Consider the following 18,099-nt stretch of genomic DNA (forward strand, 5'->3'; position numbering starts at 1 on the left):
GTTCCCATGCCGAACACGGAAGTTAAGCGTCTCAGCGCCGAAAGTAGTTGGGGGATCTCCCCCTGTGAGGATAGGACGTTGCCAGGCAAACGGTGGTTCTGGAGCATTCGCTCAAGGGCCGCCGTTTTTTCATATCATCGATTCAGCTTAGTGGAAGAGAGGACGTAAGAAGCAATGGCTAAGAAGATCAAAGTATATGTCGAACCAAATGAAACGGTCAGTGAATGTTTAGATCGAATCAATGAAATGGGTTATCGTCCTATACGCCGTATTGAAAAGCCCGTCTTTGAGCAAACGGGAGCCAAAGATGAACCTGTCCATTCCCATCAATCGATTTTATTTGAATGCGTCTCTAAAGAATCCTAATGCCAAGCCGTCACGCAGATTGTGTGACGGCTTTTTTATGTCTCAAAATGAATGTTCGCGTTCAAAGCATCGATCTCCAAGCGCATCCAATAAAGTTTGAGCTCGTTTTTCTATCTTTTTAGGAAGATTCTCTTTACTAAAGTATTCAAGAGCCAAACTTTCACCATCTTCCATGACGAGCGCTCCATGTACTCCTTTCGCCTGGTATAAATGAATGACACCGTATGTCTCGTCTCCGTTTGGATATTTGAAGTAACCATCTGAACCGGAAAAGACTTGGATTAATTCAAATTGCTCAGCGAGAAGTCCAGTTTCTTCTTTTAATTCTCTTGCAGCGACTTCTTCCAACGTTTCCCCGAGCTCCATCGATCCTCCTGGTAACCCCCAGTCAAGTGTATCCGATCGGAATTGCATCAGTACCTCTTGCTTTTGATTGATGACCAAAATGGTTGCTCCCACACTGATAATCGGACGATTCCCAATCACTTCCCGTAAACTTGCGATGTAACTCATCTAACTCCCCCTTTTCAATAGCATACATTACCGAAGATGATTATGCTGATAACGTCTAAAAAGCGAACGATAAATATTCAGACAATTAAAATGTTCGCAGTTTATTGACATGTTTTCAAAGAACAAGGTACGATAGGCGTGTGAGATAAGAAAAATAAATAGTGCTCCATATAATCGCAAGGAAATGGCTTGCAAGTTTCTACCTGATCACCGATTCTGATCAGACTATGGGGTGTAGCGGACGTGTATTTGTCATGCCTATACCCTAAACTGATTGTCGGTTTAGGGATTTCTTTTTGTAAGGGGGACATTGGGAATGAACGTAGCAGTTGGAGTAATCATGGGAAGTTCATCTGATTGGGAGACGATGAAACATACATGTGACGTGTTGGATGAATTACAGATTCCATATGAAAAACAAGTCGTATCAGCTCACCGTACACCAGACCTTATGTTCGAATATGCTGAAGAGGCACGAAGCAGAGGCATCCAAGTGATCGTTGCGGGTGCTGGTGGGGCAGCCCACCTTCCTGGAATGGTCGCTGCGAAAACAACACTTCCTGTCATCGGTGTCCCGGTAAAGTCGAAAGCACTCAATGGAATGGATTCGCTACTCTCCATTGTTCAGATGCCTGCAGGAGTTCCAGTAGCAACTGTTGCCATCGGAAAAGCGGGAGCAACGAATGCAGGGTTATTGGCTGCTCAAATCCTCAGCATCCACTCCACAGACATTACAAATCGACTTGATGCATTTCGTGAGAAGAAACAAGAGATGGCGATTCGAGGAACGGAGGAGTTGGTCTGATGAGAATCGGAATTTTAGGTGGAGGACAACTTGGCCGGATGATGTCTCTTAGTGCGAGTGCAATGGGATACACGACACTTTGTCTCGATCCAAACCCAAATGCACCGACTGCTCAAGTGGCAGATTCAATTGTTGCCTCATTTAATGATGTGAATGCCGCAAAAGAACTCGCTACTCGTTCAGACGTTGTGACTTATGAATTTGAGAACATCGATACGGAAATGATTGCAGCCATCGAAGAAAAATGTCCACAAGGTATGGACGTATTGAAGGCGACGCAACATCGAATTTTAGAGAAACAGATGATTGAATCAGCAGGACTACGTGTCGCACCGTATGTTTCGGTACGTACGGTTCGAGATGTACGGCAGGCATATGAGAAGCTCGGCTTACCATTTGTCATCAAAACGTGTCGCTTCGGTTATGACGGGAAAGGGCAGACGGTCATTCGGTCGGAACATGACCTTCAGACATTCGTTGAACATTTTGTCGAGCAGGAATATGTCGCCGAAGCTTGGTTGCCATTTGAAAAAGAAATTTCAGTCATTGTGACGAGAGGGTATGACGAAACGTCGACATTCCCAATCAGTGAAAACATTCATCACAACAACATCCTACATTTATCGATTGTACCGGCTCGCGTATCAAATGAGATTCAAGAGGATGCAAGACACCTCGCTCTCCAGCTTGCAGACCATATCGGCTTAATGGGAACGCTCGCTGTCGAGCTGTTCGTCATGGCGGATGGCCGTCTATATGTGAATGAGCTTGCGCCGCGTCCGCACAACTCCGGGCACTACACGATTGACGCTTGTGAAACCTCACAATTTGAACAACACATTCGAGCCGTGACCGGGATGCGCCTTGGACGGACGAGATTGACATCGCCTGTCGTCATGGTCAACCTTCTCGGCGAGCATATGCCACGACTTCATGTCAAAGCATTGCCATCGAATGTTAAACTACATCTGTATGGAAAAGATGAAGCGAAGACAGGTCGCAAAATGGGACATTTGAACGTCCTTGGTGACACGGTCGAAGAAGCGCTTCATACCATCGAACAACTGGCAATTTGGAAGGAGACCGATTTATGATTTCACGCTACACCCGCCCAGAGATGGCAAACATTTGGACTGATCAAAACAAATTCGAGGCTTGGTTAAAAGTTGAACTTTATGCCTGTGAGGCTTGGAGTGAACTCGGTATCATCCCGAAAGAAGATGTACAAGTTCTTTGGGACAAGGCATCGTTCGATGTTGATCGCATTCTAGAGATTGAACAAGAGACACGTCATGATGTGATTGCGTTCACTCGTGCCGTTTCCGAGACACTCGGAGAAGAGAAAAAGTGGGTACATTACGGATTGACGTCGACGGATGTCGTCGACACGGCACTCTCGTACTTAATCAAACAGGCGAATGATCTTTTAGAAGCCGATTTAGATCGCTTCATCGGTATTCTCGCAGAAAAAGCGAAGGCACATAAGTATGACATCATGATGGGACGTACCCATGGCGTTCACGCGGAACCGACCACGTTCGGTCTGAAGCTCGCCCTCTGGTATGAAGAGATGAAACGAAACAAAAAACGCTTCATGGCAGCTCGCGAAACGATTGAATTCGGGAAGATGAGCGGAGCGGTTGGGACGTTTGCGAATATCGACCCGTTCATCGAGTCATACGTCTGTGACAAGCTCGGTATCCAAGCTGCACCGATTTCGACACAGACACTCCAACGTGACCGTCATGCCGAGTACATGTCAACACTCGCATTGATTGCCACATCGATTGAAAAGATGGCAACCGAGATTCGTGGACTTCAAAAAACAGAGACACGCGAAGTGGAAGAGTTCTTTGCGAAAGGACAAAAAGGGTCTTCTGCGATGCCGCATAAACGTAATCCAATCGGTTCTGAAAATATGACGGGTCTTGCACGCGTCATTCGCGGTCATATGATGACAGCATACGAGAATGTCCCACTCTGGCATGAACGTGACATCTCGCACTCATCAGCAGAACGAATCATCATTCCGGATGCGACGATTCTCCTCAACTACATGTTGAACCGTTTCGGTAACATCGTGAAGAACTTGACGGTCTTCCCGGACAACATGCGCCGCAATATGGACCGTACGTTCGGGATCATCTTCTCGCAACGGATCTTACTCGGTCTCATCGAGAAGGGCTGGTCACGTGAAGCAGCATACGACGCGGTTCAACCGAAAGCGATGCAGGCATGGGAAGAAGAGACGATGTTCCGTACATTGATTGAAGAGGACAAAGAGATGGGCGCACTCTTTACGAGTGAAGAGCTCGATGAGTTGTTCGACCCGCGTTATCACGTACGCCGTGTCGATACGATTTTTGAACGCTGTGGTTTGTAATCGTTGAGGGGCGACAAGCCCCTCTCACTTTTAAGGGGGAACGGTTCAGATGAAAGCAATTTATGAGGGCAAGGCGAAGGCGTTATTTGAGACAGAAGAAGCGGGTGTGCTTCGTGTGTACTATAAAGACGATGCGACAGCATTCAATGGAGAAAAGAAAGAGTCGATTGATGGGAAGGGGATTTTAAACAATGCCATCACGACCCAGTTGTTCGAATTGATGCATGACAACAAGATTCCGACGCACTTTATCAAACAAATCTCAGACCGGGAACAGTTGGTCCGCCGTGTCGACATCATTCCGTTAGAAGTGGTCGTCCGCAACGTCGCGGCCGGTAGTCTGGCGAAACGTCTCGGTTGGGAAGAAGGAAAACCGCTCCTCGCACCGATTGTCGAGTTTTATTATAAGGACGATGCGCTTGGGGACCCACTCCTCACGGAGGATCATATCCGATTATTGCAAGTTGCTACACACAAAGAAGTCGAAACATTGCGACAACTCGGGCTTTGGGTAAACGATGTCTTGCTCGATTTCTTTGGTCAACACGGCATCGACGTGATCGATTTCAAACTAGAGTTTGGAAAAGTGGATGGGACGATCATCTTGGCGGATGAAATCTCACCGGATACGTGCCGCCTTTGGGACAAAGAAACGAAACAAAAGCTTGATAAAGATGTATTCCGTCGCGATTTAGGTTCTTTGACTGAGACGTATGGACAATTGTTAACACGCATAGGGGGAAACGGACAATGAAAAAAGTAAACGTGTATGTGACATTACGTGAAAGTGTACTCGACCCACAAGGAGTTGCCGTAAAAGGCGGGCTCGAACATCTCGGATTCGCTGGAGTTGAATCGGTGCGCATCGGGAAAGTGATCGAGCTTCAAGTAGCGGACGACACGACAGAAAACATGGTCAAAGAGATGTGTGAGAAGTTACTCGTCAATACGGTCATTGAGAATTATGAAATCGAGATGGGGGTACTCGCATGAAGTTTGCGGTCATCGTCTTTCCAGGATCAAACTGTGACCTCGACATGTACCACGCGGTAAAAGATGTGCTCGGGGAAGAAGCGGAATACGTGTTCCATACAGAGACTTCACTTGAAGGATTCGATGGGGTCCTCTTACCAGGCGGTTTCTCATACGGAGACTACTTGCGCTGCGGGTCAATCGCCCAGTTTTCACCAATCATGGCTGAAGTGAAGCGTTTCGCGGAAGAAGGACGCCCGGTACTCGGGGTATGTAACGGATTCCAAGTGCTCGTCGAAGCGGGACTCCTTCCAGGCGTATTGATGCGAAACCGCGATTTGAAATTCATGTGTAAGACCGTCGACCTCGTCGTCGAAAACAACGAGACGATGTTCACAAGTGAGTACGCGGCACAGGAAACGATTCGCGTGCCAATCGCACACGGTGAGGGCAACTACTACTGTGATGATGCGACACTTGCGGCATTGAAGGCAAATGGCCAGATTGCGTTCACCTATAAAGAGAACCCGAACGGATCGGTCGAAAACATCGCCGGCATCACGAACGAGGCAGGGAACGTACTCGGCATGATGCCACACCCGGAGCGTGCGGTCGAAGCGTTGCTCGGTGGGGAAGACGGTAAACGGTTATTCACGTCAATCGTAAAATGGGGGGCACGACATGTTACTTACAACTGAACCGACAGCTACACAAATCCGTGATGAACGGATCTATGCCATGATGGGATTATCGGACGACGAATACGCGCTCGTCGTCTCACTGCTTGGCCGGGAACCGAATTATACAGAGATCGGTCTCTTCTCGGTCATGTGGTCTGAACACTGTTCGTACAAAAACTCGAAACCGGTGCTCCGGAAGTTTCCGACAACCGGCAAGCACGTCTTACAAGGACCGGGAGAAGGGGCTGGAATCGTCGACATCGGAGACGGCCAAGCCGTCGCCTTTAAAATCGAGAGTCATAACCATCCATCCGCGATCGAGCCTTATCAAGGAGCGGCGACTGGGGTTGGCGGAATCATCCGTGACATCTTCTCGATGGGCGCCCGTCCGATTGCTTTATTGAACTCACTCCGTTTCGGAGATTTGAACGAATCACGTGTGAAACATTTATTCGGTCATGTCGTATCCGGCATCGCTGGATACGGGAACTGTGTCGGCATCCCGACTGTCGGTGGGGAAGTCGCCTTTGACCCGGCTTACTCAGGAAACCCACTCGTCAACGCAATGTGCGTCGGCTTCATCCGTCATGAAGACATTCAAAAAGGAATCGCGGAAGGTGTAGGGAACTCGGTCATGTACGTCGGAGCAACGACAGGACGTGACGGAATCCATGGTGCCACGTTCGCTTCTGAAGAACTCGGGGAAGACGCGGACGAGAAACGTCCAGCCGTCCAAGTCGGAGACCCGTTCATGGAGAAGCTCTTGATCGAAGCGTGTCTCGAAGTCATCAAGCACCCGGCGCTCGTCGGGATTCAAGACATGGGCGCAGCCGGATTGACGTCATCGTCAGCAGAGATGGCATCGAAAGCAGGGATGGGAATCGAGATGAATCTAGACCTCGTCCCACAACGTGAGACAGGCATGACACCTTACGAGATGATGCTATCGGAATCGCAAGAGCGGATGCTTCTCGTCGTCAAAGCTGGACATGAAGACGAAATCGAAGCAATCGTCACGAAGTGGGGACTTCATGCAGTCAAAGTCGGAGAAGTCATTGAAGAAAAAGTACTTCGTCTCGTTCATCAAGGTGAAGTCGCGGCGGAAGTACCGGTCGATGCACTCGCCGAAGACGCTCCTGTCTATCATAAACCGTCTAAAGTCCCGGCATATTACGAAGCATTCCAAGCGATGGAGCCGGTCACACCAGTTGTCGAAGATGTGATGGCGACATGGAAAGACGTCCTTGCGATGCCGAGCATCGCCTCGAAACGTTGGGTGTATGAGCAATATGACCATATGGTACAAACGTCGACAGTCGTCGCACCGGGTAGTGATGCCGCAGTCATTCGCATTCGTGAGACGGAGAAGTCGCTCGCGATGACGACGGACTGCAACGCAAAATATGTCTATCTCGATCCACGTGTCGGTGGAGCCATCGCTGTCGCGGAGGCGGCGCGAAACATCGTCGCAAGTGGTGCAGAACCACTCGCTTTGACGGACTGCCTCAATTTCGGGAGCCCGGATAAACCGGAAGGGTTCTGGCAGCTCGATCAAGCCGTCGAAGGAATGGCAGAAGCGTGTCGTACGCTTGATACGCCGGTCATCGGTGGGAACGTATCGCTGTATAACGAATCGAACGGACAATCCATCTACCCGACACCGGTCGTTGGAATGGTCGGACTCATCGAAAAACCAGAACATATTACGACATCGTTTGCGAAACAAGCGGGGGACGTCGTCTTCTTACTCGGTGAGACAAAAGCAGAATTTGGCGGAAGTGCCCTTCAAATGTTGCAAGACGGAAAAGTGAGCGGTCATGCACCGACACTCGACCTTGAAGAAGAACGTCAGACACAGAAGGTATTGCTTCACGCCATCCGTGAAGGTCTGGTCACGGCGGCACACGACGTGTCAGAAGGTGGTCTTGCGGCAGCGTTACCGGAACTGGTCTTTGGAACAGGGTTCGGCATGCACGTGACGATCGACACAGACCTTGTGACGGCACTATTTAGTGAATCCCAGTCACGTTTCCTCGTGACAGTAGACAAGGCACATGCCGAGTCATTCGCGCGCATGACGAACGGGACAGCAATCGGGACAGTGACAGAAGCCCCGACCCTTGTCGTTCGCGCAAGCGACCGCTTGATTGAAATGGACGTGAAAGAGTTGGAACGTGTATGGGAAGGAGCTATTCCATGTTATATGACATCCGAGGCATGAACGAGGAGTGCGGCGTCTTCGGTGTGTTCGGTCACATCGAAGCCTCACACCTTGCCTATTACGGACTGCACAGCTTGCAACACCGTGGCCAAGAAGGAACGGGGATCGTCACGGCAGACGGAGAACGTCTCCATGCGAAACGAGGACTCGGTCTCGTTACCGAGGTGTTCGATGAGACGTCACTCGACACACTCACGGGGAATCATGCGATTGGGCATGTCCGCTACTCAACGGCAGGCGGCAATACGTTAGAGAACGTTCAACCGCTCCATTTCAAGTCGTTGACTGGGGATTTGGCGATGGCGCATAACGGAAACCTCGTGAATGCGAACGAATTGAAACATATGCTCGAAGCGGAAGGCGCGATCTTCCAGACGACGTCCGACACGGAAGTCGTGGCTCACCTCATCAAGCGAAGTCGCGGCAATTCGTTGAAAGAACGAATCGCCGACAGCTTGGCTCGTCTCGTAGGGGCATTCGCTTTCCTATTCTTGACGGAAGATGCACTGTACGTCGGTGTCGACGTGCATGGGTTACGTCCATTGTCACTTGGACAAACCGAAGACGGGGCTTACGTGTTCGCTTCGGAAACGTGTGCGTTTGACGTCGTGGGGGCGACGTACGTACGAGATGTTGAACCAGGAGAATTGCTCATGGTCACGAATGAAGGGATCACGTCGGAGCGATTCAGTGAAGCGGCAGTCCGTGCCATGTGTTCAATGGAATACATCTACTTCTCACGACCGGACTCTATCATCGATGGCATCAACGTGCATACGGCACGTAAGGCCATGGGGAAAAAGATGTTTGAAGAAGCACCGGTCGAAGCAGATGTCGTGACAGGTGTGCCGGATTCAAGTATTTCCGCGGCAATCGGTTACGCTGAGGCGAGCGGAATCCCATACGAAATGGGACTCATTAAAAATCGTTACGTCGGACGTACGTTCATTCAACCGTCTCAGGAATTACGGGAGCGCGGCGTGAAGATGAAGTTATCAGCGTTACGCGGTGTCGTAAACGGGAAACGCGTCATCATGGTCGATGATTCCATCGTCCGAGGAACGACGAGTCGTCGAATCGTTTCGTTACTCCGGGAGGCAGGCGCGACGGAAGTGCATGTGCGCATCACGTCACCACCGATCAAACATCCGTGTTACTACGGAATCGATACATCGACCAAGGAAGAGTTAATTGCGGCAACCAAATCCGTTGAAGAAATCAGAGAAGAGATTGGTGCCGATTCACTAGCGTTCCTCACATTGGATGGAACGGTCGAAGCCATCGATCGTCCATTTGAAGGAGCACTACGCGGGCAGTGTGCTGCATGCTTCACGGGACTTTATCCGACTGAACTTGCAGAACTCGTGACAGAGACAAAGGCTTAAGGGGGAAATGCAATGAGCGTTCGTTATGAACAAGCGGGTGTGAATTTAGAAGCAGGGTACGAGGCCGTATCCCGTATGAAACGTCATGTTGCTCGGACAATGCGTCCGGAAGTGATGACAGGACTCGGTAGTTTCGGAGCGATGATTGATCTCGGTTCGATGAACATGAAACACCCGATTCTCGTGAGCGGGACCGACGGGGTCGGGACGAAACTGAAATTGGCGTTCGCGCTCGACCAGCATGACACGATTGGAATCGACTGCGTCGCCATGTGCGTCAACGATTGTCTCGTGCATGGGGCAGAACCGCTCTATTTCCTCGACTATATTGCGACCGGAAAAGCAGAACCGGCTAAACTTGAGCGAATCGTCGCCGGTGTTGCGGAAGGATGTGTCCAAGCCGGCTGCGCCCTCGTCGGTGGCGAAACCGCTGAAATGCCGGGGATGTATCCGGATGGCGAATATGATATTGCTGGATTTGCGGTCGGTGTCGTGGAGAAAGAAAACTTGCTCGACGGTTCGACGATTCAGGATGGAGACGTTGTGCTCGGACTTGCATCTTCAGGCGTCCACTCGAATGGGTTCTCGCTTGTACGTCATATTGTTGAATCACAAGGTCTTCATTATACGGATGAGATTGCGATGCTCGATACGACACTCGGGAACGCCTTGCTGTTGCCGACACGGATTTATGCCGAAGCGGCGAAAGCGGCGATTTCGACAGGGAAGGTTCAAGGGATGGCACACATCACAGGTGGTGGCTTCTATGAGAATGTCCCTCGCATGTTGCCAGAAGGTCTCGGCATCACGTTCGATGCCTCGAGTTGGCCGAGTCTTCCTGTATTCGACTGGCTCGAACAAGTCGGGAACATCTCGAAGCAAGAAATGTTCAACGTCTTCAATATGGGGATTGGTTATATGATCACGGTACGTCCTGAAGACGTGGAACTCGTCGAAGCGGCGCTTGAACGTGTCGGGGAGACCGCGCACCGAATCGGGAAAGTCGAGAGTCGTCCAGGCATCCGGATCTCAGGAGTGGACCAATGAAACGATTTGCTATCTTTGCGTCAGGATCGGGAAGTAACGCCGAAGCGATTTGGCAAGCAATCACCGATGGTCATTTGTCTGCTGAATGTGTGTTGCTCGTGACGGACAAACCAGAAGCTGCTGTTCTCGATCGAGCGGAGCGTCACGGGATTCCGAATTTTTCGTTTACACCGAAGGCGTACGCGTCAAAAGAAGAGTTCGAGGAAGAAATTCTCGTCCTTCTCCGTACGCTTCGTGTAGACTATATCGTGTTGGCGGGGTATATGCGCTTGATCGGAAATGTGTTACTATCCGCATATCCGAACCGTATTCTAAACATTCATCCATCGCTTTTACCCGCTTTTCCAGGTAAAGACGCGATCGGACAGGCGCTTGACGCCAACGTACCGACGAGTGGTGTAACCGTTCATTATGTGGATGCGGGGATGGACACGGGTCCGATCATCGCACAGGCGTCCGTCGAGATTGAAGGGTGTGACCGCACCGAGGCGACACGTCGTATTCAGACGATCGAGCACCAACTGTATCCGCGCGTATTACAACAAGTGTTGAATCAACAGGAGGTTTTCAAGTGAGAGCATTATTAAGTGTTTCTGATAAAACGGGAATTGTCGAACTCGCAACCGTCTTGCATGAGGCGGGCATCGAGCTCATCTCAACAGGTGGGACCGAGGCGGCGCTTCAACAGGCAGGATTACCAGTCAAAAACATTTCAGAAGTGACATCGTTCCCTGAAATGTTAGACGGCCGTGTCAAAACGTTGCACCCACTCGTTCACGGGGGATTGCTCGGACGTCGCGACCTTGATACGCATGTCGCACAAATGAAAAATCATCACATCGAACCAATCGATTATGTGGTCGTCAATCTGTATCCGTTCAAAGAGACGATTGCAAAAGAAAATACGACATACGAAGAAGCGATTGAAAACATTGATATCGGTGGACCGAGCATGTTGCGTTCAGCTGCGAAAAACCATGCGAGTGTCACCGTCGTCGTGGACCCGAGTGATTACACACTCGTCGCTGATGAAGTACGTGGAGGTGGTACATCGTTTGAAACACGTCAACGTCTCGCGACGAAAGCGTTCCGACATACGGCTGCCTATGACGCATTAATTGCCGACTACTTAGGTCGTCAAATCGGCGAAACGTTCCCAGAGCAGTTGACGGTCACGTATGAAAAGGTTCAAGACCTTCGTTATGGAGAGAACCCACACCAACAAGCGGCGTTTTATAAGACACCGTTATATGACGGGATGACACTTGCGAATGCGACACAGCTTCACGGGAAAGAGCTCTCGTATAACAATATTCAAGATACGAATGCAGCACTTGAAGCACTCAGTGAATTGACTGAGCCGGCGGCAGTCGTTGTCAAGCATATGAACCCATGCGGCGTTGCAGTCGGACGGACGATTTCTCAAGCGTTCGAACGTGCCCATGCGGCCGACCCGGTCTCTATCTTTGGTGGAATCGTCGCCTTAAACCGTGAAGTCGATCTCGAAACGGCGGATGCCCTTCGCAACATCTTTTTAGAGATCATCATTGCTCCATCCTTTAGTGAGGCAGCACTTGACCGATTGAAAGAGAAAAAGAATCTTCGTTTGTTGACGTTAGATATGGGACAGATGACAGGCATGCGCCTCACGGCTGTCGCGGGAGGATTGCTCGTACAAGACGGGGATGACATGACACTCGATGATGCCTCATGCCAAATCGTGACGGATCGTCGTCCGACAGCATCAGAATGGGAAGACTTGAAACTTGCATGGCGTGTCGTCAAGCATGTCAAATCGAACGCTATCGTCGTCGCAAAAGACGAAACGACGATTGGAATCGGTGCCGGACAGATGAACCGCGTCGGTGCAGCAAAAATCGCTTTCGAACAAGCTGGAGAACGCGCGACAGGCGCGGCTCTCGGAAGTGATGCCTTCTTCCCGATGGCAGATACGGTCGAAGCGGCAGCGGCAGCGGGAATCACGGCCATCATCCAACCGGGTGGGTCGATTCGCGATGCCGAATCGATTGAAGCGGCAAATCGCCATGGTATCACGATGGTATTCACATCAGTCAGACATTTCAAACACTGAGAGGGGTTTGCGTCATGAACGTATTGGTCATCGGTCGAGGAGGACGCGAGCATGCGCTCGCGTGGAAGTTGAAACAAGACGGGCATCACGTCTTCGTTGCACCGGGCAACGACTTCATGGAAGGGATGACGTGTGTGTCGATCCATGAAACAGACGTGGAGGCGCTCGCCCATTTCGCAGAAGAGAACGAGATCGAATGGACGATTGTCGGACCGGAGTCGTCACTCATGGCAGGAGTCGTGGATACGTTCCGTGCCAAAGGACTGAACATCTTTGGACCGACGAAAGCGGCTGCCTTACTCGAAGGAAGCAAGGCGTTCGCAAAGGAAGTCATGATGGAAGCCGGGATTCCGACAGCGGCATACGAGGCGTTCACAGAAGCGGAATCGGCGCTTGCCTATATCGAGAAGCTAGGGGCACCACTCGTCGTCAAGGCGGACGGATTGGCTGCCGGTAAAGGCGTCACGGTTGCATTTACGGTCGAAGAGGCGGAAGCTGCCGTACGTGATATTTTCACGACGGATAAATTTGGGCAACAGTCACAAGTCGTCATCGAAGAGTTCCTCGATGGGGAAGAGTTTTCGCTCATGGCGTTCGTCTCGGGAGAGCGTGTCATTCCGATGATCACCTCGCAAGATCATAAACGTGCCTATGACGGCGACAGGGGACCGAACACGGGTGGTATGGGCGCTTATAGCCCGATGCCACATCTTTCAAAGGACGTGTATGAGGAATCGGTGAAGACCGTATTAGAACCACTCGCGCAGACGATGGTCAAACGAGGTACTCCATTTGAAGGATTCTTGTACGCCGGTCTCATCTTGACGGCGAATGGACCAAAAGTCATCGAATTCAATGCACGCTTCGGTGACCCGGAAACGGAGGTCATTCTACCGAACTTGAAAACGCCGCTCCTTGACATGATTGAAGCGGTCGTTCGTCAAGAACCGTATCTGATTGAATGGGTCGATGGATATACGATGGGGGTCGTCATTGCGGCCGAAGGGTATCCGGACCGACCGATCACGGGCCAGGTGTTATCAGGATTTGAGTCGCTTCCGAAAGATGTGCTGGTCTTCCATGCCGGCACGACAAAGAAGGGCGATCAAGTCGTAGGGAGCGGAGGTCGTCTACTTGTTGTGACGGCGACGAAGCCGACACTGCTTGAGGCGAAAACGGCTGTGTATGCGGCGATTTCACAACTCGATTTACCTGAGACGTTCCACCGAACGGATATCGGGTCACGGGCGTTCACGCAGATTATTTGAAGGATGGGTCAACCCATCCTTTTTTTCATGCGAAAAAAAGGAAATGCCGATATCCTGTTCTACAATAATAATAAAGTAGCTGGAAGAAGGAGGGTGGTCGGCCTGCGTGTTCAAACAAAATTATTTATTGCGATAGCCGTGAACATTGTATTCTTCATCGGTGTTATTTTATTCGTCATCAAACCGTATTTTGTAGAGAAAAGTATTGAGCAGGACAGGGCGATGACCCGTGATCAAATCGAAAGTGTGTCAGAAGTGTTCGCCAATCACCGACTCATGCTCGAACGAATTCTTGTAGATTGGTCAGTCTGGACGAACGCCTATGATTTTGTTCAAAATCAGAATGAAACATTCATTGAAAATAACATGGGGGAAGAGACACTCGAAAACTTGGGGGTCGGCGCAATGATTTTCCTCGACCGTGATCGAGAGGTCGTCTACTCGGAGTTTACTCAATTTTATGAATTAGATCGTGAAGAGGACAAAGAGACATTCACGAACGACTTGATCCGTTACGTCAACTCGTCAGGAATCAAACAAAGTGCGGTGTATGGCACCGATTTCGGTCCGGTCGTCTTCATGAGTCATCCGATTGTGAGAAGTGATGGGACAGGAAAGCCGGGTGGGACGCTCGTGATCATTCAAAAAATCGGTCCAGACTTCATGGCCGCGATGAGTGCCCAAGCAAAAACGAAATTATCGATCAGTCCTCTTTCACACCGGCAGTTGACGGTCGATGAAGACAATCAATTTGCACGTGTCTCGTTACCGCTTCAATCCGTCTATCAAGATGCGAACTGGGAACTCAACTTCTCGGTGAAGCGAACGTACTATACCAATACACAGACCATGTTAGAAACGGGGATGCTAGGGCTGCTTGTGCTCGGTCTTGGTCTATTGTTGACACTGTTTTGGTCGGTGAATCAAATTGTCACGAAACGATTGATGGGCATCGTCAACGAACTCAAATGGATCACGAAAGAACGGAATAGTCGGTTACGGATTCAGTTGCATCCAAATCAACAAGACGAGATTGAAGAGATGGCGATCAGCATGAACGAGGTGCTCGATGCACTCGAACAGACACAAAAAGAATCGTTGACGCGTGCCTTCCGAGATTCTTTGACCCGTCTTCCGAACCGTTTGGCGGTCGAAGAGATGTTCGTGAGCTTACCGGAAACGACCCGGTCGATTGGAGTGATGGGAATCGATCTCGACAACTTCCGACGGATCAACGATCAATTTGGTCAGCGTACAGGAGATGCGATGCTGACGTTCTTTGCCTCTCGTTTGATGTTTTATAGAGAGGATGGATTCGTTGCAAGAATCGGAGCGGACGAGTTCATCTTGATTCATTCGGAATGGACGACCGAGGAGCTCATGATTATCGCGAATCAATTAGTGAAAGATTTGCGCGAATGGGGTTTGAAGCAAGGGATGAACCATTTGACCTTGAGTATCGGCATCGACGAATTGACAGGACCGACGCATCATTCCTATGAGGTGATGATGGCGCGACTCGATGTCGTCTTACACGAAGCCAAAGCATCCGGGAAAAATCAGATTCTTTCCTATCATGAGATTGAAGATGGGAGTCACTACTTGCAAGCGCTCGAGATGGAACGTGATTTACGTCATGCGTTGCGTCATGATGAGTTCGAACTCTATTACCAACCAATCGTCTCTCCGCAGCCGTTTCAAGTAAGAGGAGTCGAGGCGTTGATTCGCTGGCACCATCCACAGAAAGGGTTCGTTTCTCCCGGCGTGTTCATTCCGGTTGCGGAGCAACTCGGGCTCATCTCAGATGTGGGACGCTGGGTGCTTGTGCGCGCCATCACCGAGATTCAAGAGTACGCAGAGCGGTTTGATTTATTTTTATCCATTAACGTCTCGAAACGTCAGATTTTAGACGGCTCGTTTTTAGAAGCGTTGGAGGAGACGCTCGCTAAGACAGGATTTCCCCCACACCGGTTGCATGTGGAAATCACAGAGAGTGAAGTCGGTGGGAATGTGTATGAACTTCAACAGTTCATTCAAGCGTTAAAGGCCATCGGGGTCAAAATATCACTCGATGACTTCGGTGTTGGGACATCGTCACTTTCATACCTGCAATCCCTGCGTCTCGACATCGTTAAAATCGATCAGAACTTCGTGAAAGGGATTCCGGAGAATAAGTTTGACCGCGCGCTGTTAGAAGGGCTGTATCAAACTTTCCAAACGCTTGGACTCGAGATCGTCACGGAAGGGGTCGAGCGACCGGAACAGCTTGCGTTCGTATTAGAATATAGTGGTTCGCTCATTCAAGGTTATCATTACAGTAAACCGATTCCGGTCGATCAATTGCACCTGTACTTACGAAAAACGGTCATGACTCAAATTTGATGTAGGCGACTCTTCACAGGGAGAGTCGTCTTTTTTTGTGAAAAATATATGTGAAATTTGTTACAATAGGGAACATAACTTGCGACCCATTCAGAGAAAAGGTAAACTTGAAACAGGGAAAGAAAACGCTTTCAAAACTATTTTTTAATAGCTTTGCAAGGGAAAAGGGAGGATTGGGTTCGATGCCAACAAAAAGAACGGCGCGGGCACCGTGGTCTAAAGTGATGATTCGTTCACAACTTGAAGTCGTGGATCGATTGCGACCACCTTCGCTCGTCTTACAAAACGCAACGTATTTGAACGTTTATGTAAAACAATGGAGAACCGCAAATATTTGGATTGAGGGAGATCGGATCGTGTATGTCGGTCCAGACTTACCAGAATCAGCGGTCGAAACGGTCGATGTGACAGGAAAGTATATTGTACCTGGGTATATCGAGCCTCACGCTCATCCGTTTCAATTATACAATCCGGCGACGTTGTCAAAATATGCAGGAGAGCGTGGAACGACGACGCTCGTCAATGACAACATGCTGCTTTTTTTACAAGAGAAAGAGCAAGCGTTTGCGCAGCTCGATGCGATTCAGCAATTACCGACGAGTACGTATTGGTGGGCACGATTGGATACGCAAACGGAGCTGGACCGAGAGAGCGTGGCTGTCGACTCGGAACGCGTTCATGAGTGGTTTAACCATCCGGACGTCGTCATGGCAGGTGAATTGACGGCATGGCCACGCGCCTTGAAGGGCGATGATGAGATGCTTCAGTGGATGCTTGACGCCGAGACGTGCGGTTTGCCGGTCGAGGGACATTTTCCGGGGGCGTCGCCGAAGACATTGACTAAAATGGCGTTGATGGGAGTACACAGCGACCATGAGGCGATGACGGCGGAAGAGGCGTTCAATCGATTGGAACTAGGTTATACGACGACGCTTCGACATTCCTCGATTCGTCCGGACCTGCCGGAGATGATTCGTGACCTATTGGCGAATGGATTGACGGCGTTCGACCATCTCATGGTGACGACGGACGGTTCGACACCGGGCTTTTATGAGGACGGCATGCAGGATGCTCTCGTCCGCATTTTGATCGAAGCGGGATTACCGGCCATCGAAGCCTACCGGATTGTCTCTCATAACGTGGCTCGTCATTTTGACCTCGATCATATTTTAGGTGCAATTGCGCCAGGCCGCATCGCGCATTTGAACATTCTAGATGCCATCGAGGAACCGCGTCCGACGGCCGTTATCGCGAAAGGGCAATGGATTTATCGTGATGGGGTATCGCTTTTCCCGAACGAATTAGTGGAAGCAGTCCTCGACATGATGCCGTCGACAGACGTTTCAATCGAGCTTACGCCACAAGACTTGTCCTTCAGCATGCCGGTCGGACTCGACATGATCAACTCGGTCATCATGAAGCTGTTTAAAATTACGCATGACACGGGTCAAGATGAATTACCGCGTGATGGAGACGAATCGTTTCTCATGTTGCTTGATAAAGAAGGGAAATGGCGATTGAACACAGTCCTGAAAGGATTCGCTCGAGATTTTGGTGGACTTGTCAGTTCGTACTCGATCAGTGGGGACTACTTGATTCTAGGAAAATGTAAACAAGATATGTTACTGGCGTTCAAACGAATGAACGAACTTGGAGGCGGGATTGTCCTCGTAGACAAGGGCGAAATTGTTGCGGAGATTCCGTTGCCACTCTGTGGGATGACGTCGACGGAGCCACTTGAAGTGCTCATCGGTCAAGAGAAACAGCTGCGAGACGAGCTCATGGCGAGGGGCTATCAGTTCGAAGACCCGATCTATACATTACTATTTTTAGCGTCTACCCATTTGCCGTATGTTCGGGCGACACCTCTCGGCATTTACGAAGTCATGAAGAAACAAGTACTATTTCCTGCGATTTTGCGATGAATAGTTGAGTCCAAGGCGCCCCTGCTTTAGAATGATAAAGAAGTATGAGTAGAGAGGATG

General features: G+C 50.0%; 16 protein-coding genes, 1 rRNA gene and 1 riboswitch. Of the genes, 16 read left to right on the top strand and 1 reads right to left on the bottom strand.

Annotation, left to right across the window (positions count from 1 at the left end):
• Window positions 1-87, top strand: a 5S ribosomal RNA gene (rrf, locus tag KNO79_RS12385); the annotation flags it as partial.
• A gap of 87 nt (window positions 88-174) precedes the next feature.
• Window positions 175-366, top strand: coding sequence for an NETI motif-containing protein (locus tag KNO79_RS12390; protein WP_015880702.1), 192 nt, complete (start codon window positions 175-177; stop codon window positions 364-366).
• Between the two features lie 42 nt (window positions 367-408).
• Here KNO79_RS12390 and KNO79_RS12395 read toward each other — a convergent pair whose 3' ends face one another.
• Window positions 409-879 (bottom strand): NUDIX hydrolase, encoded by a 471-nt coding sequence (locus KNO79_RS12395; protein ID WP_159563478.1) that lies wholly within the window; start codon window positions 877-879, stop codon window positions 409-411.
• Window positions 880-1,025: 146 nt separating this feature from the next.
• A riboswitch (purine riboswitch) is annotated at window positions 1,026-1,127 on the top strand.
• 68 nt (window positions 1,128-1,195) lie between these two features.
• On the opposite strand from KNO79_RS12395, the gene purE reads away from it, so the two are divergent.
• From purE to KNO79_RS12465, 14 genes are all read left to right on the top strand, one after another.
• Entirely contained in the window at window positions 1,196-1,684 is a 489-nt protein-coding gene (gene purE / locus KNO79_RS12400) for a 5-(carboxyamino)imidazole ribonucleotide mutase (RefSeq protein ID WP_214691430.1), read from the top strand.
• Window positions 1,684-2,778, top strand: a complete 1,095-nt coding sequence (gene purK / locus KNO79_RS12405; RefSeq protein WP_214691431.1) for a 5-(carboxyamino)imidazole ribonucleotide synthase — start codon at window positions 1,684-1,686, stop codon at window positions 2,776-2,778. Before purE ends, purK begins: the two co-directional genes overlap by 1 nt.
• The gene (gene purB / locus KNO79_RS12410; protein ID WP_015880706.1) at window positions 2,775-4,067 is read left to right on the top strand and encodes an adenylosuccinate lyase; all 1,293 of its coding nucleotides are present in this window, start codon (window positions 2,775-2,777) and stop codon (window positions 4,065-4,067) included. The genes purK and purB overlap by 4 nt, the downstream gene beginning before the upstream one ends.
• A gap of 49 nt (window positions 4,068-4,116) precedes the next feature.
• The gene (gene purC, locus KNO79_RS12415; RefSeq protein ID WP_214691432.1) at window positions 4,117-4,821 is read left to right on the top strand and encodes a phosphoribosylaminoimidazolesuccinocarboxamide synthase; all 705 of its coding nucleotides are present in this window, start codon (window positions 4,117-4,119) and stop codon (window positions 4,819-4,821) included.
• Window positions 4,818-5,060 carry a phosphoribosylformylglycinamidine synthase subunit PurS gene (purS, locus tag KNO79_RS12420; protein WP_159563481.1) on the top strand — a complete coding sequence of 81 codons (243 nt, stop codon included), beginning with the start codon at window positions 4,818-4,820 and terminating at the stop codon, window positions 5,058-5,060. The genes purC and purS overlap by 4 nt, the downstream gene beginning before the upstream one ends.
• Window positions 5,057-5,737 (top strand): phosphoribosylformylglycinamidine synthase subunit PurQ, encoded by a 681-nt coding sequence (gene purQ / locus KNO79_RS12425; RefSeq protein ID WP_015880709.1) that lies wholly within the window; start codon window positions 5,057-5,059, stop codon window positions 5,735-5,737. Before purS ends, purQ begins: the two co-directional genes overlap by 4 nt.
• Window positions 5,721-7,940 carry a phosphoribosylformylglycinamidine synthase subunit PurL gene (purL, locus tag KNO79_RS12430; protein WP_214691433.1) on the top strand — a complete coding sequence of 740 codons (2,220 nt, stop codon included), beginning with the start codon at window positions 5,721-5,723 and terminating at the stop codon, window positions 7,938-7,940. Before purQ ends, purL begins: the two co-directional genes overlap by 17 nt.
• Window positions 7,916-9,325 carry an amidophosphoribosyltransferase gene (gene purF / locus KNO79_RS12435; protein WP_159563484.1) on the top strand — a complete coding sequence of 470 codons (1,410 nt, stop codon included), beginning with the start codon at window positions 7,916-7,918 and terminating at the stop codon, window positions 9,323-9,325. Before purL ends, purF begins: the two co-directional genes overlap by 25 nt.
• A 12-nt stretch (window positions 9,326-9,337) precedes the next feature.
• On the top strand, window positions 9,338-10,372 hold the full coding sequence (gene purM / locus KNO79_RS12440) for a phosphoribosylformylglycinamidine cyclo-ligase (protein WP_074037834.1): 1,035 nt from the start codon (window positions 9,338-9,340) through the stop codon (window positions 10,370-10,372).
• The gene (purN, locus tag KNO79_RS12445; protein ID WP_214691434.1) at window positions 10,369-10,947 is read left to right on the top strand and encodes a phosphoribosylglycinamide formyltransferase; all 579 of its coding nucleotides are present in this window, start codon (window positions 10,369-10,371) and stop codon (window positions 10,945-10,947) included. Before purM ends, purN begins: the two co-directional genes overlap by 4 nt.
• A complete protein-coding gene (gene purH, locus KNO79_RS12450; RefSeq protein ID WP_214691435.1) occupies window positions 10,944-12,464 on the top strand; it encodes a bifunctional phosphoribosylaminoimidazolecarboxamide formyltransferase/IMP cyclohydrolase in 1,521 nt (506 codons plus the stop codon). Before purN ends, purH begins: the two co-directional genes overlap by 4 nt.
• Before the next feature lie 14 nt (window positions 12,465-12,478).
• On the top strand, window positions 12,479-13,732 hold the full coding sequence (gene purD, locus KNO79_RS12455) for a phosphoribosylamine--glycine ligase (protein WP_159563486.1): 1,254 nt from the start codon (window positions 12,479-12,481) through the stop codon (window positions 13,730-13,732).
• A gap of 93 nt (window positions 13,733-13,825) precedes the next feature.
• A complete protein-coding gene (locus KNO79_RS12460; protein ID WP_214691436.1) occupies window positions 13,826-16,114 on the top strand; it encodes a bifunctional diguanylate cyclase/phosphodiesterase in 2,289 nt (762 codons plus the stop codon).
• A 182-nt stretch (window positions 16,115-16,296) separates the two neighbouring features.
• Window positions 16,297-18,039, top strand: a complete 1,743-nt coding sequence (locus tag KNO79_RS12465) for an adenine deaminase C-terminal domain-containing protein (RefSeq protein ID WP_214691437.1) — start codon at window positions 16,297-16,299, stop codon at window positions 18,037-18,039.
• The last annotated feature ends 60 nt before the right edge of the window (window positions 18,040-18,099 follow it).

The sequence above is a fragment of the Exiguobacterium sp. s43 genome, assembly GCF_018617255.1.
Classification (GTDB): domain Bacteria; phylum Bacillota; class Bacilli; order Exiguobacteriales; family Exiguobacteriaceae; genus Exiguobacterium; species Exiguobacterium profundum.